13 protein-coding genes are annotated in these 13,397 nt (G+C 46.0%); 7 read left to right on the forward strand and 6 right to left on the reverse strand.

Going from position 1 to position 13,397, the window contains the following annotated elements; genetic code table 11:
• Positions 1-8: 8 nt before the first annotated feature.
• From DWX43_RS23985 to DWX43_RS24015, 7 genes are all read left to right on the forward strand, one after another.
• The gene (locus DWX43_RS23985) at positions 9-266 is read left to right on the forward strand and encodes an HPr family phosphocarrier protein (RefSeq protein ID WP_109730755.1); all 258 of its coding nucleotides are present in this window, start codon (positions 9-11) and stop codon (positions 264-266) included.
• Between the two features lie 18 nt (positions 267-284).
• On the forward strand, positions 285-575 hold the full coding sequence (locus DWX43_RS23990; RefSeq protein WP_109730754.1) for a PTS sugar transporter subunit IIB: 291 nt from the start codon (positions 285-287) through the stop codon (positions 573-575).
• Positions 576-608: 33 nt separating this feature from the next.
• Positions 609-1,901: a PTS ascorbate transporter subunit IIC gene (locus tag DWX43_RS23995; protein ID WP_118622377.1), complete on the forward strand. Its 1,293-nt coding sequence runs from the start codon at positions 609-611 to the stop codon at positions 1,899-1,901.
• A gap of 31 nt (positions 1,902-1,932) precedes the next feature.
• Positions 1,933-2,316 carry a tetratricopeptide repeat protein gene (locus tag DWX43_RS24000; RefSeq protein ID WP_109730752.1) on the forward strand — a complete coding sequence of 128 codons (384 nt, stop codon included), beginning with the start codon at positions 1,933-1,935 and terminating at the stop codon, positions 2,314-2,316.
• A 57-nt stretch (positions 2,317-2,373) separates the two neighbouring features.
• A complete protein-coding gene (locus DWX43_RS24005; protein ID WP_109730751.1) occupies positions 2,374-3,222 on the forward strand; it encodes a class II fructose-bisphosphate aldolase in 849 nt (282 codons plus the stop codon).
• Between the two features lie 15 nt (positions 3,223-3,237).
• The gene (locus tag DWX43_RS24010) at positions 3,238-3,846 is read left to right on the forward strand and encodes an AAA family ATPase (RefSeq protein ID WP_109730750.1); all 609 of its coding nucleotides are present in this window, start codon (positions 3,238-3,240) and stop codon (positions 3,844-3,846) included.
• 215 nt (positions 3,847-4,061) lie between these two features.
• Positions 4,062-6,194, forward strand: a complete 2,133-nt coding sequence (locus tag DWX43_RS24015; protein WP_118622379.1) for an ATP-binding protein — start codon at positions 4,062-4,064, stop codon at positions 6,192-6,194.
• Between the two features lie 17 nt (positions 6,195-6,211).
• Here the strand turns inward: DWX43_RS24015 and DWX43_RS24020 are convergent, their stop codons facing one another.
• From DWX43_RS24020 to DWX43_RS24045, 6 genes are all read right to left on the reverse strand, one after another.
• Positions 6,212-6,883, reverse strand: a complete 672-nt coding sequence (locus DWX43_RS24020; RefSeq protein WP_182440809.1) for an HAD family phosphatase — start codon at positions 6,881-6,883, stop codon at positions 6,212-6,214.
• A 58-nt stretch (positions 6,884-6,941) separates the two neighbouring features.
• Entirely contained in the window at positions 6,942-8,207 is a 1,266-nt protein-coding gene (locus tag DWX43_RS24025) for a zinc-binding dehydrogenase (RefSeq protein WP_118622404.1), read from the reverse strand.
• Positions 8,208-8,212: 5 nt separating this feature from the next.
• Entirely contained in the window at positions 8,213-9,148 is a 936-nt protein-coding gene (gene pfkB, locus DWX43_RS24030; protein WP_109730747.1) for a 1-phosphofructokinase, read from the reverse strand.
• Positions 9,145-9,621: a PTS sugar transporter subunit IIA gene (locus tag DWX43_RS24035; protein WP_109730746.1), complete on the reverse strand. Its 477-nt coding sequence runs from the start codon at positions 9,619-9,621 to the stop codon at positions 9,145-9,147. The genes pfkB and DWX43_RS24035 overlap by 4 nt, the downstream gene beginning before the upstream one ends.
• Before the next feature lie 301 nt (positions 9,622-9,922).
• Positions 9,923-12,013 (reverse strand): BglG family transcription antiterminator, encoded by a 2,091-nt coding sequence (locus DWX43_RS24040; RefSeq protein ID WP_118622382.1) that lies wholly within the window; start codon positions 12,011-12,013, stop codon positions 9,923-9,925.
• 4 nt (positions 12,014-12,017) lie between these two features.
• The gene (locus DWX43_RS24045) at positions 12,018-13,397 is read right to left on the reverse strand and encodes a PTS mannitol transporter subunit IICB (protein ID WP_118622384.1); all 1,380 of its coding nucleotides are present in this window, start codon (positions 13,395-13,397) and stop codon (positions 12,018-12,020) included.

A 13,397-nucleotide genomic window follows, 5' to 3' on the forward strand; every position in this document is an offset into this window, starting at 1 on the left:
AGGGGAAGATGCAGAAATTTACATATGTAATTACAGCAGTTCAGGGGATTCATGCAAGGCCTGCGGGGCAGCTCGTAAATGTCGCCAAGAAATACGAAAGCCAGATCATGATTTCCGCAAAAGAAAAAACAGCGGACCTGAAGAAGATTCTTGCCTTAATGTCACTGGGTGTAAAACAAAACGAAGAAGTAACGGTGTCAGTAACCGGAACGGATGAAGCGGTGGCTGTAAAAGAGTTGAAACAATTCTTTGCAAATAATTTATAAAGAAGGAGGATATAAAACATGTTAAAGATTTTAGCAGTATGTGGGAACGGACTTGGGAGTAGTTTTGCCTGTCAGATGACAACAGAGGCGGTATTGAGGGAAATGGGTGTGGAAGCAAAAATGGATCACATTGATATCTCAAGCGCGGCAGGAATGGATGCAGACCTGATTATTTCAGGGAAAAATTTTGAAAAACAATTTGAACGTATTTCCTTAAAATGCCCGGCAATTTTTCTGGAGCGTCTTGTAGACAAAAATGAAATCCGTGAAAAGCTTACACCAGTTTTAAAGGACATGGGAGTTATTTAATCAGTAATACATTTAAGAGAAGGAGAGGGAATTATGGCAGTATTAAATTTTATTATTAATAATATTCTGACTCAGGCTGCAATTATTATCGGTTTGATTGCATTATTAGGTCTTGCTCTGCAGAAAAAGCCTGCAGGACAGATTGTATCAGGAACAATGAAAACAATTCTTGGATTTATGGTATTATCGGCCGGTTCAACCGTCATGCAGGGCGCGTTATCCTATTTTGGGGCGATATTTAATCAGGGTTTTGGTTTAAATGGCCTTGAGAGTGTTGTTGCTTCTATTGAAGCTATTAACGGACAGGCTATGGGAGAACTGGGACTGGGTGCAGAGATTGCAATTTCATTAGCAGGTATCTTTATTGTAAATATTATCCTGGCAAGAATTACACCTTTTAAATATATTTTCCTTACCGGACAGGCTCTGTTGTGGGAATCTACATTATGTGTAGTATTTGCTTGGTTCTGCGGACTTCGCGGTATACCTCTGATTTTAATTTCCAGTTTAGTAGGTGGTGCATTCGCTACACTAATGCCTGCAATTGCACAGCCAATCGTGCGTAAAATCACGGGCAGTGATGATATTGCCCTCGGTCATTTCTGTACAATCGGATACATGTTTTCAGCGTTAATCGCAAAACTTGTTGGAGATGACTCTAAATCCTGTGAAGACTTGAAGCTTCCAAAGAGCCTTGAATTTCTTCAGGATACCTACCTCTCCATTATGGTAGTTATGATTCCGTTCTACTTAATTGTAGCGGCAATTGCCGGACCGGAAGCCAGCGCAGAGTTTGCCGGAGACACAAACTACATGGTATACGCATTCTTACAGGCAATGCAGTTCGTAGTAGGTTTGTATGTACTGTTAGCAGGAGTACGTCTGTTATTAGCAGAAATCGTACCGGCTTTCCAGGGAATTTCCCAGAAATTAGTTCCAAATGCAAAACCGGCACTGGACTGCCCTGTATTGTTTCCATACGCACCAAATTCAGTCATCATGGGATTTATTTTCACAACAATCGGTTCTTTGATTGGTATGTTCATCACAGGTATTCCGGCTCTTGGTGTTCCGCTTGTTATTCCGGGTGTCATGAGTAACTTTTTTGCCGGTGGTACAGCAGGTATTTTTGCAAACAAAGTCGGTGGGCGCCGCGGCGTTATTATAGGATGTATTGCTCATGGTATTTTTATCATGATGCTTCCGGCATTCTTATCACCAATGTTATCACAGATCGGCTTCCAGAATATCACATGTACAGATGTAGATACCGTAGTAACGGCATTCTTCTTCATGATTTTTAAAGGGATTGGCGGAATATTCTAAGTATTGTTAAATCGCAAAGGGAGGCAGCGAAATGTTCTTATTTGGAAAGAAAGATAAAAAAGAAAAAAAGGCAGAGGAAGTACCTGTTATCAATCAGGAAGAATTAATGAAACAGGCAGAAGAAAAAGTTCAGCAGCTGGAGGGAACACAGGGAGACGCACGAATTGAACTCTTAAACGAAGCTGGCTCCCTATATATGCAGGCCGGAGAATATGACGAGGCAATCAGGTATTATGAAGAAAGCTTTGAAATGAAAAAAGTAATGGGCAAATCCTATACAGATCTGATGTCGCTGTATAACAAAAAGCGTCAGCAGGCCGCCGAAGCAAAGGATGATGAAAAGATCACCTATTATTTCGGAAAAGTACAGGAAATGATGCAGATATCAAAAGATATGATTCGCGGGAAAATATAAAACCGGATATATCTGTTAAAGACTAAAAAATTATATTCAGAAAGAGAAGGTAATATCATGTATAAGAATTTAATAGAAATGTTTAAGGAAAACGAGGGAAAAGGGGCTGTCGGAGCGTTTAACGTACATTGTTTTGAAATGGTGCCGGCTATGGTAAAAGCAGCGGCAGATCTCAACGTGCCGATCATCCTCCAGACATCACTTGGAACAGCAGAATATATTGGTTTTGAGCCATTGATTGCGGCTGTGAAAGCGCTCGCAGAAAATGTGCCGGTAAACGTTGCATTACATATGGACCACTGTAAAGATATTGATGCATTGAAAAGAGCAATCGATTTAGGTTATTCTTCAGTTATGTACGATGGTTCTTCTCTTCCAATCGAAGAAAATATAAAGAATACAAAAGAAGTTGTAGCTTATGCACACGCTCATGGCGTATCTGTTGAAGGAGAAGTTGGTTCTATCGGCGGTGCAGAAGACGGGGTCGTGGTTGACAAAGATGCGGCTATGTATACGAAGCCTGAAGATGCCCTGCATTTTGCATCTGAAGCAGGGGTTGATGCATTGGCTGTTTCCATTGGAACTACACACGGCCAGTATAAATCAAAGGCAAAGATTAACTATGAACTGTTAGAGGAATTAAAAGAAAAACTTGGAGATACAGGGCTTGTACTTCATGGAGGCACAGGTGTTTCTGATGAAGATATGAGGAAATGTGTAAGAGAAGGAATGAAGAAAATTAACGTTGGGACGGAGTTAAATAAATCTTATATTGAAGTAGTAAGTAAAACATTTACGGCAGAAGGTGTTACACCGTTAACATCCTTAAGGGGGCTGCTTGGGCCTGCAAATGACAGAATTGCGGCTATTGTAACAGAAAAGGCTTCATTATTTAAATTAGATTAATCAATGGGGTTTATCATGAAAAAATGTATGATTCTGCTGGCAGGATATCCGGCCACGGGAAAGAGCAGTATGTGTGCCCTTATTTTGAAAAAGTATCCCCGGTTCCAGACTGTAAATCAGGATGAAATGAAAGAGCAGATGTGGGATGAGTATGGATTCAATAATCAGGAAGAAAAAACGAAAGTCGAGAATATGGCGTGGGCCAGGTACTATGCTGTTATTGAAGAAAAAATGAAGCAGGGTGAATGTATCATCTCAGATTATCCTTTCAGTGATAAGCAAAAGGGCCGTCTTACAGATTTGTCCCGGAAATATGGTTATGAAGTCATTACAATCCGTTCCTTAGGAAATATTGAACATCTTTATGAGGTTTCAAGAAAGAGAGATTTGGCTCAGGACCGTCATCTGGGTCATCTGGTAAGCTGTTACCATAAGGGCGATGTTCTGGAAGACCGTACCCAGGCGGACAGTCTGGTAACTTATGAGATTTTTCAGGACCGCTGCCTTCATAAAGGATACGATAAATTCCAGATGGGGCACTTGATTGAGGTGGATGCATCAGACTTTTCGAAGATTGATTATGCACAGATTCTGGAAGAGATCGGAAAACTTTGTTCAGAATAGACGGCCACGCTATGGGCTTGGAATATATCTGATATAAAATATGCAAAAATGGAAGGAATCCCATAGACAAGGGAGCCTTCCATTTTTTACTGTATACAAGCTTTTTCTCCACCATTTTGATTACCGAAGAAGGGGCATAACAGGATGGACGAAAATGCCGGGGTATGGTAGAATAACATAAATGTACAGATAAACGAAGTTCTGGAGAGGTTGCTATGAAACAGGAAAAAAGTATGGAATGCCCCGGAGAATTGAAGGCACAAAAAGACTGCGTGGGAGAGGTAAATATAGAGGATTGTGCAATAGCCGGACACGCAGATATGAATATGGCTGCGGAAAGGACAGATTATGCCGGGCTGTATCAGGAATATTTCCGCCTCATGATGGATGCTTATGAAGGCAATATTTATATCAGCGATCTGGACAGCTATGAGTTGCTGTATCTGAATAATACTTCCTGTGATACTCTGGGCAGTCCCCCAGAGAAATTACTGGGACACAAATGTTATGAAGTGATTCAGGGGAGAAGTACCCCATGTCCTTTCTGTACTAATGATAAACTGCGGGAGGACGAATACTACGAGTGGGAATTTGATAATCCGGTATTGGAACGGAAGTTTTTAATCAAGAACCGGCTTATTAACTGGGAGGGGCACCGTGCGCGGCTTGAGCTGTCCCACGATATGTATACCAGTGAATTCAAGCTGGAGAAAAAGAACCGTGAGCAGGATGCCCTTCTCCGTTCCGTCCCTGGCGGATTTGCCCGGCTGGATGCCAGAGACTGCAGCACCGTTCTCTGGTATGGCGCCAACTTCCTTGATATGATCGGTTATACAGCGGAGCAATTTGAGAATGAACTGCACAGCCAGTGTACTTACCTCCATCAGGAAGATTTACAGCGTATTATACCTATGCTGCAGGAACTTATGGTTACCGGCGGGAATATGGTTACGGAGGCAAAGATCACGACCCGCAGCGGTCAGACGAAGATTCTTACAATTACCCTGTCTTATGCCAGGGGAGAAGAAAGCTGGGATGGAATACCATCCTTCTATACAATAGGGATAGACATTACGAAGCAGAGGGAGGAGCAGGAGCGGCAGAGGAAGATACTGGAAGAAGCATATAAAACAGCCCAGATCGCCAGTGAGGCAAAGACCAACTTCCTTTCGTCCATGTCCCACGACATACGCACGCCGATGAATGCCATCATGGGGATGACAGCTATTGCCGAAGCAAACATTGATTCGCAGGAAAAGATAAGGGACTGCCTTAACAAGATCAATACATCGACACATCATTTGTTAAACCTTATTAATGAGGTTTTGGATATGTCCAGAATTGAGAGCGGAAAGATCGACCTGATATCTGAAGAGGTGTCACTGCCTGAAATGTTCGAGGATATTGCAAACATGTTTCAGCCTCTGGTTGCTGAAAGGAATCAGAAGCTTCAATTATTCAGCGGTCATTTGCGGCATTGGAAGGTAAGAACTGACGGGGGAAGGCTTCAGCAGGTACTGATGAACCTGCTTACAAATGCGGTGAAATATACACCTGAGGGCGGAACCATCAGTCTGCGGGTACAGGAGCTTCCGGATAACAGTGGAAATAAAGGACAGTACGGATTTATCATTGAGGATAACGGGATTGGTATTGACGGGGAATTCCTGCCACATATTTTCGAACCCTTTACGAGGGCGGAGGATACGCGGATCAATAAGATTCAGGGGACGGGACTCGGACTTGCCATTACACAGAATATTGTCCGCATGATGAACGGTACAATAGAAGTTAAGAGCGAGCTGGGAAAAGGGAGCGAGTTTATCGTTGCCATTCCACTCGAACGGTGTGATGAGATTGTGATACCTGAAGCAGAACCAGATAACTTGGGAGCTTCGGATGCGAATGATAATGACAGCCAGGGAACCTCAGAGGCTTTGGATGAGAAAACGCAGGACTTTCTGACTTCCAAAAGAATTTTGCTGGTTGAAGATAATGAACTGAACAGGGAGATTGCGTCAGAGCTTTTGCAGATGCATGGATTTTCTATAGATAAGGCTGAGAATGGACAGCGTGCCGTAGAGAAATTTGTTACTTCTGCCCCGGGAACTTATGACTGCATCCTGATGGATATCCAGATGCCGGTCATGGACGGGTATCAGGCGACGAGGACGATCCGGTCTTTAGACCGGGAAGATGCACATACGATCCCCATACTTGCCCTGACGGCCAACGCCTTCGCAACTGATCTGGCAAAGGCGCACAGTGCAGGCATGAATGACCACATTGCAAAACCCATTGATATCAACCGTCTTTTAGAATCATTGCAGAGATGGATGAAAAAATAATGCATCTGTATTGAAATTCAGGCCAGTGTTTTTATCCATTCATCCAGCTCACTCAGACTGTCCAGTATCCGGAAACAGAGCCGTTTCATCTCCTCGTCCGGTGCAGTCATATCAGGTACCATGATTACCGTACAGCCGGCTGCAATGCCTGCGCGTACGCCATTGGGGCTGTCTTCGACAACGAGGCAGTGTTCCGGTTTTTCGCCGAGTATTTCGGCAGCAGTCAAAAATACATCGGGGGCGGGCTTGCTGTTTCTGATTTCGGTGCCGCAGACAGAGGCATCAAAATCGAATGGCAGGTCCGCACTTTTAAAGTATTCTTTCGCAGTCTCCCTTTGTGTTGAGGTAGCAAGTGCTTTCTTTATTCCGGCCTTCCTGAGGGTGGCAAACAGTTCCCTGACACCGGGTTTTAGAGGAGCACCGTTTCTGGCGATATAAGTATCCATATAGCCAGTCCTCAGCTTCCTTGCCTCATCAAAGGGAAAGTCTTCTCCGAACCATCCTTTAAACAGCATCCTGCCGGCCCGTATATCACAGCCGCGGTTTTTATTGATCTGCTCATCTGTAATAGGAAATCCCAGTAGTCTGCCGGACTCCATCCATCCCTGATAGGCAAGTCTTTCTGTGTCGAATATGACACCGTCCATGTCAAACAGTACAGCTCTGATTTCTTTTAGTCTTTGAATCATAATAACCCTCCTCATTCCTGTTTTATCTCTAAACCGGTTCAGAGGAGGGCAGTATCATTTAAGCTTCTACGCCAAAGTGGTCGAACAGGATTTTTTCCGCTTCTGAACTCCACAAACCTCTGTTTTTCCGGCATACTTCATCCAGTTTTTTAAACAGGGGATCAGTTTCCCCTAATTTCCCGAAGTCTTCGATGGCTGTAAGAGGCATGTCAAACTGGGTGTATGTCAGCTTCTTGCCGCCGGGGATTTTTGGCAGGTTCATGGTTGCCTCTGCGATGCTGTCGATCCCGCCGATGTGGGTAACCATGACGGCCGGTTCGATGATGCCTCTTGCCGCAAGATCGTTGGCCTCGATCAGGTCATCGTTATTGCCTCCGGTTGTCCCCATGATATGTGTACTTGTGTAGTGGCAGTTGTAGAGATTGATCTCTCCTTTGAACTGGTTATCCGTCGGGCCTGCGAAAAAGTTCAGGCATCCGTCGAATGCAAGCAGTTTGTCACCAAGTTCGGCTACTGCACGGTTTGGAATGTAGACGAATACGTCGTCATACCCCTTTCCGCCTGTGATATCTTTAAGCTCCTGAACAGGGTCTGCCATCTTAGCAGTATTTACATACAGAAGTTCCACGCCCTTTTCTGCCGCAAAGGATTCCGGGATGACTTCCCTTGCTCTTTCTATTTTAGCATCATCAATGTCAGTTACAACAATTCTTTTTGGTTTATTTTCAAACTGGATTCCGTAGCTGACTGCCCCGAGTCCCATTGGCCCGCAGCCGCCGAGGATGATGATATCGCCGTCAGCCTTTGTGCCGATTGCATGACTGTGGTCCCTCTTGTTGGTATGGTAGTTGCCGCGGTATCCGCCAATGATACAGCTCATAGGTTCTCCGAGTGACGCCTCAAAAAAGCTTTCTCCTTTATATTCCATCAGTGCCCCCAGCTCCATAACTTCATGAGGGATGATGCAGTAGGTACATGCACCGCCGAAGTATTCATAAGAGTATCCCGGGGATGCAAGGCTGCCCTTGTAGTTGAGGGCCGGCTGCTGTGCGAACTTCATACCCGGCTTAAACTGGTCTTTCCATTTATCCCCGACCTCCACGATCACACCGGCAAATTCATGGCCGACGATAACCGGGTTTGTATCGATGTTCTGCGGCGCTCTCTTGTGTTTCTTTCCCTGCTCGGCCAGCTTATAAGTCGACATACAGATGCTGTCACTGATTACTTTAACGAGGATTTCATCATCCTTGATTGCCGGTAATTCAAATTCTTCCAGTCTCAGATCCATTGTACCATACATTCTCACTGCTTTTGTTTTCATCATTTTTACTCTCCTATCTTTTCTATGATTACTTGTTCCATTAACTCGTCTACCAGTTCCCTTGCCGGCGGCTTTGTCCCGATTGTTGTAACAGCCCCTGCGGAAGCAGCCATACAGATGCGGGTAGTATTTTCATCGCCGTTTTTTGTGTCAAAGGAATAGGCAAGCGCCGCAACCATTGCATCTCCGGCCCCTACAGTAGAGTGTGCCTTTACGTTAAGCGCGGGGCATCTGACTTCATAACCGTCCCGGACAAACATGGCGCCGCTTTTTCCCATTGAAACAGCTACGGTATCCACACCCTTTCCAAGAAGCTGTCTTGCAGTCTTTAAAAGGTCCCGGTCAGAGGCACGATAGTCAATGCCCATGAATTCTTCTAACTCTGCCCGGTTCGGTTTGATAATATCGGGGCCAGCATCCAGCGCCTGACGGAACATACAGCCGTCGGCATCCAGCAGAACCTTTGCCCCTTTTTTGTGGAGCAGCCTGATGATCTTTTCATAGATATCGATGCTGATACCGCTCGGGATACTGCCTGCCAGTACGAATAAAACTCCGTCGCCTGCATACCCTTCGAGTCTGGCGAGCAGTTCATCCAACTGGTCCGGGGTGATTTCAGGACCGGGTTCATTCAGCTCGGTAACCTCTCCGTTATCTTCCAGTACCTTCGTGTTTGTCCTTGTTTCCCCATCTACCCAGACGAAATCTGATTGAATCCCCCTGTCTTTCAGTACGCTCTCAATCGTTCTGCCTGCATTTCCCGCGAGAAAGCCAGTTGCGATGCTCCCACCGCCCAGCTCACGGATGGTTTTTGAAACGTTAATACCTTTTCCACCTGCATCATATTCAACCTTGTGGATGCGGTTCAGCCCTCCCGGGATCAGGTGCCCGATCTCTACGGTTTTGTCAATGGCAGGGTTCATTGTTACTGTTACAATCATGATATCTGCTCCTTTCCTGTAAGAATCCTGTAAATGGTGTCTGCATCAGCCGTTCCGCTTGTCAGTTCTGCGGCTGCTTTTTCATCCATCATCTTGTCAGCGATGACTGACAGGATATCCAGATGTTCTTCCCCGACGCCGGCGATTCCGATGACAACCTTGGCCTGTTCATCCCCCCAGGGTGTGCCCTCAGGAAAAACCATAACTGCGATCCCGGACGAACGGATTTCTTTTTTTGCCTGCTCGACTCCGTGGGGCAGTGCAAGGCCGCTTCCCATATAGGTTGAGAGTGATCTTTCACGTTCGAGCATCGCATCGACATACGGCTGGTCTACATAACCGGAGTCTGCAAGCATCTGCCCGACCTTGCGGATGACATTTTCCTGAGTGTCGGGTCTGCAGTTCACCCGAATGTTTTCACGGTATAAAAGTTCCTTCTTTTCCTCCACTTTTTTTCTGCTTTTAAATAACATATTTATCCTCCTTTTTGGGATTGACTTTTGGTTTTCGTTCTTGTCTATGCCTTAATTATAGGGAGGTTGGGGGCTGTTTTTCAATTCAAAGAAGATGGGATTTGGCACCATCAGATAGTGCCAAAACTAGGCGGTGCGGGCATCTTTATGCCTTGACAGACAGGTTTTAGTTATAGGTAATATTGGGATTATGGGAAAGACATCATAACTCAGATTTAACCCCCTCGAATTCGAGAGGGTTAAAAAGATAGCATTGTTACGTTCATTTTGATATAAGGATTACGCTGGGGCTGACTCTGTATTACAGCCCCCCCAGATATTTGGTAAAGAATTTCTTCAGATATTTCGAAAGTACCCCTCTTATTTCTTCTTTATCCCCTTTCAGGACTACTTCCATAAAATCATACTCCTCGATCAGCAGTGTACTAATGTATCCGAGGATTTCATTGTTGATCCGCACATTTTCATCATCCGGCACGAGCATGACAAAGATGACGTTAATTCCCTTAAAGTAAGGGTCCATGAAGGCTGTGAGGTCTTTTGTCATGCACACACCAAAGCAGGGCCTTACAACGCCCTTTGTCCTCGTGTGAAAGAGTGCAAAACCAAATTCTGCAAAGACCTGCGTGGCGATCTTTTCCCTCCTCATGATGTCTTCCTGTATCAGTTCACTCCGGTCACTGTAGGGGGAGAGTTTTTCCCCGAAGGCAATCAGAAGCTCCTTAAAAGTGATCCAGTTGTCAACCTTGAAGAAGTCCATATATTTGATTACGGCATTGATCTGGGCGGCGGCCAGGTTGATTTCTTCGAGCTGTACGGTGAACTCATCCTCTGTTTTCAGCTTTTCGGGCATCCGCTCATACTGATAGACCATGCGCCGGCTTTTTTCAATATCGTCATCTCCGAGAAGCGGATTGACATAAATAACAGGGGCATCCTGCAGGTCCAGCGGAAGACTCGATATGAAAAAGTCCGTCTTACCGATGATATAAGGCGTAATGTCGTTTTTGCCATAGGCGGTGATATCCACCCGGTCACGAAATACTTTCTTAAGTTTGGAAGACATCAGGCGGGAGATGCCGATTCCGCTGGAACATACGACGCCGATATGCACCTGGCGGATCTGTTCGCTTTTGCCTTCCAGGCGGACAAGCGCCGCCCCAAAATGTACCGCGAGAAATCCAGTCTCTTCATCGGGGACGGCAGTCTGCGTCTTTTCACCTAGAACGAGTGCGACCTTGCTGCATTTTTCATAGATATCCGGATAGCTCTCCTGAATTTCCTTTAAGATGGGATTCTGGATCTTCATCCCGTGCAGGAGGCGGATCAGTGTAGGCTGCAGGTGGGCAAGAAGCCCTTGTATGAATTCATCATCCTGTTTCAGGTAATAGGCTTTTTCTGCGTCGAATGCATCGATCATCTCATTCAGCAGATCCTGAAGTTCACGGTTACCCATCTCAACCGTTTTTCCGTCGGCCCATGAAATCTTTTCGTGTTTGGCCCCTTTGATGTGAAGGCAGATATAAGAGATTTCTATCTCTGGTATCTCAATCTCGAATTCCTCTTCCAGTTTGAGGACAATCTCCTTTGCCAGCAGATAGTCCTCATCCTCATGGAGGTCCCCGCTCCAGCCGTCGGCGGTTTCCAGCATTTCATCCTTAAGAATCCGGTTGATGGCAATGGAAATATGGATAATCAGGCCAATATAAGAGTTCTCTGTCAATGTGAGGACACGGGTATGGTTCATCCCCATAATACAGCCGATGACACGTTTCAGGATATCATCGTTGAGTACCTTCCCCATGCTGCTTTTAGCAAATTCTTCGCAGTTTTCCCGACTGCTGTCGGATTCATAGGCATCCCGGATCAGGCGGGTATCGATGTTCTCATCAATAAATGCCCGGATTGCCCGGCGGTAGTTCTCTTCACTGCCTTCAACTGCAATACCGCTTCCGGGTTTGCGCACCACAAAAAGGCCGTACCGGTTCAGCCATTCCCCGACGGCTTCCAGATCCGTACTTATGGTTGCTTCGCTGACCTGAAACTGGCTGCTGTAATAAAACAGTTTCTTCAGCCCTTTTTCCTTCAGGACCTCTAAGATAAGCCGTTTCCTGCGTTCTTCCCGGTTGCTGACATCATAGGAGTCACCCTGGCTGATATCATCAAACAGGCGCCCTTTTTCTTCCGCGCTGCCCTCCAGCCACACGCCGACCCCTGTCTTAGACATGAAACGGATATCATAGGGCTTCAAAGAACTCTGGATATAACCCAGCTCACGCTGGACGGTCCGCTTGCTGACACCGACCTTCGCGGCCAGATCCTTTACGGAAATGCTCTCTTTTTCGGAAAGGAGCACGTGTAATATTTGCTTGATCCTTGGGGTAATATCCATACTGTTACCTTCCTCTCTCTCGAAGCAGACAAACCAGCCCATCGTAGGATGCGGCGGTAAGGAGGCTGCCGGCTGTATAAATCTCTCTCGACGGACCTATATCTGATTTGAGTTTCTCCGGCAGATGGTCATACAGATCCTTCTGGCATACAATCAGGTCGATGCCGTCAGGAATCAGGTCTGCTGCATATGCGTCCACCTGAATGCCGGTCAGTTTTTCCTGTGCCAGCCGTCTTCTTAAGATGGAGGCACCCATTGCGCTTGTACCGACTCCACCGTCACAGATCACGGCAATTCTTTGTATTTTCATATTTTTTTCCTCATTTATATTGTTCACGGGAGATTTATCATGACTACTTATTTCTTTTGAAACGGTATTGTTGCTCTTAGTGGTCATCTTTAACACAAGCAGGCTTCCGGCAAAGGATACTGCCGTGGAGACTGCCAGCCCGGCAAGAACGAAAAGCCATGTATTCTTTCCGGCCATCAAGAGGATCGTGACCACACTTCCGGGAGATACAGGCCCCTGCAGTCCGGCGTGCAGATACTGAAAAGTAAGGTTCCCGGTAAAACCTCCGGCCATCAGAGGAAGGAGGAGCCAGAGGTTGGACAGTACATAGGGAAAATAAACCTCGTGAAGCCCACCGACCGCCTGGGTAAACATAGCGGCGCCATATTCCTGCCGCTTTTCCTTATGGCAGAGGAACAGGGCCCCAAGCATACCGAATCCGGGGCCTGGATTTGCCTCGAGCAGAAAAAAAACTGAACTGCCATGTGCGGCGGCCTGACCCATTCCCAGTGGAACCAGAATGCTGTGGTTCATGAGGTTGTTCAGAAAAAATACCTTTGCGGGCTCAATGATAAAAGCGAGAGTCCCGAACATCCCGAATTCCACCAGCATGTCGGTAAAACGTGATAAAAGTGTGATAAACTGGTTCATAACCGGTGTGAGAACTGCATAAGCCATACCCGCCATAAGACCTGCCAGAACCGCGATCCAGAGGTTCTTGACAAGCATCTGCAGGGAAGCCTTGCATTTACAGGAAATCCACTGAAAACTGTACTTCCAGAGGAATCCGGCCGCGGGACCGATCAGAAGCGCGCCCCAGAGGCCAGACTCAGTACCACCCGCTGCAATGCCGCAGACCGCCAGGGCGGCTGTGAGCCCTCCGCTGTTCCCACCGATCTTCCTTCCGCCCTCGAAGCTGATTAGTACTGGCAGGGCGACGTGGTAAACCAACTGCGAAATGGCATACATATTTTCATTAGGAAACCATCCGTAATCATGAAAGATTACGGACAGAATTCCGATGAAAATAAATATGCCTATATTATTTATGATGATTTCTTTATAAAAACGTCCTGTCTTTCGTAACAGCTCCAT

Origin of the sequence: Clostridium sp. AF19-22AC (assembly GCF_003479085.1) — a bacterium.
Taxonomy (GTDB): Bacteria; Bacillota; Clostridia; order Lachnospirales; family Lachnospiraceae; genus Faecalicatena_A; species Faecalicatena_A orotica.

What these genes read in the sequence shown, in the direction of transcription:
- DWX43_RS24020 (WP_182440809.1), bottom strand. Translation starts at nt 6,883, where the DNA reads ATGATTCAAAGACTAAAAGAAATCAGAGCTGTACTGTTTGACATGGAC.
- DWX43_RS24010 (WP_109730750.1), top strand. Translation starts at nt 3,238, where the DNA reads ATGAAAAAATGTATGATTCTGCTGGCAGGATATCCGGCCACGGGAAAG.
- DWX43_RS24025 (WP_118622404.1), bottom strand. Translation starts at nt 8,207, where the DNA reads ATGAAAACAAAAGCAGTGAGAATGTATGGTACAATGGATCTGAGACTG.
- pfkB (WP_109730747.1), bottom strand. Translation starts at nt 9,148, where the DNA reads ATGATTGTAACAGTAACAATGAACCCTGCCATTGACAAAACCGTAGAG.
- DWX43_RS24000 (WP_109730752.1), top strand. Translation starts at nt 1,933, where the DNA reads ATGTTCTTATTTGGAAAGAAAGATAAAAAAGAAAAAAAGGCAGAGGAA.
- DWX43_RS24005 (WP_109730751.1), top strand. Translation starts at nt 2,374, where the DNA reads ATGTATAAGAATTTAATAGAAATGTTTAAGGAAAACGAGGGAAAAGGG.
- DWX43_RS24015 (WP_118622379.1), top strand. Translation starts at nt 4,062, where the DNA reads ATGAAACAGGAAAAAAGTATGGAATGCCCCGGAGAATTGAAGGCACAA.
- DWX43_RS24035 (WP_109730746.1), bottom strand. Translation starts at nt 9,621, where the DNA reads ATGTTATTTAAAAGCAGAAAAAAAGTGGAGGAAAAGAAGGAACTTTTA.
- DWX43_RS23985 (WP_109730755.1), top strand. Translation starts at nt 9, where the DNA reads ATGCAGAAATTTACATATGTAATTACAGCAGTTCAGGGGATTCATGCA.
- DWX43_RS24040 (WP_118622382.1), bottom strand. Translation starts at nt 12,013, where the DNA reads ATGGATATTACCCCAAGGATCAAGCAAATATTACACGTGCTCCTTTCC.
- DWX43_RS24045 (WP_118622384.1), bottom strand. Translation starts at nt 13,397, where the DNA reads ATGGAGCTGTTACGAAAGACAGGACGTTTTTATAAAGAAATCATCATA.
- DWX43_RS23990 (WP_109730754.1), top strand. Translation starts at nt 285, where the DNA reads ATGTTAAAGATTTTAGCAGTATGTGGGAACGGACTTGGGAGTAGTTTT.
- DWX43_RS23995 (WP_118622377.1), top strand. Translation starts at nt 609, where the DNA reads ATGGCAGTATTAAATTTTATTATTAATAATATTCTGACTCAGGCTGCA.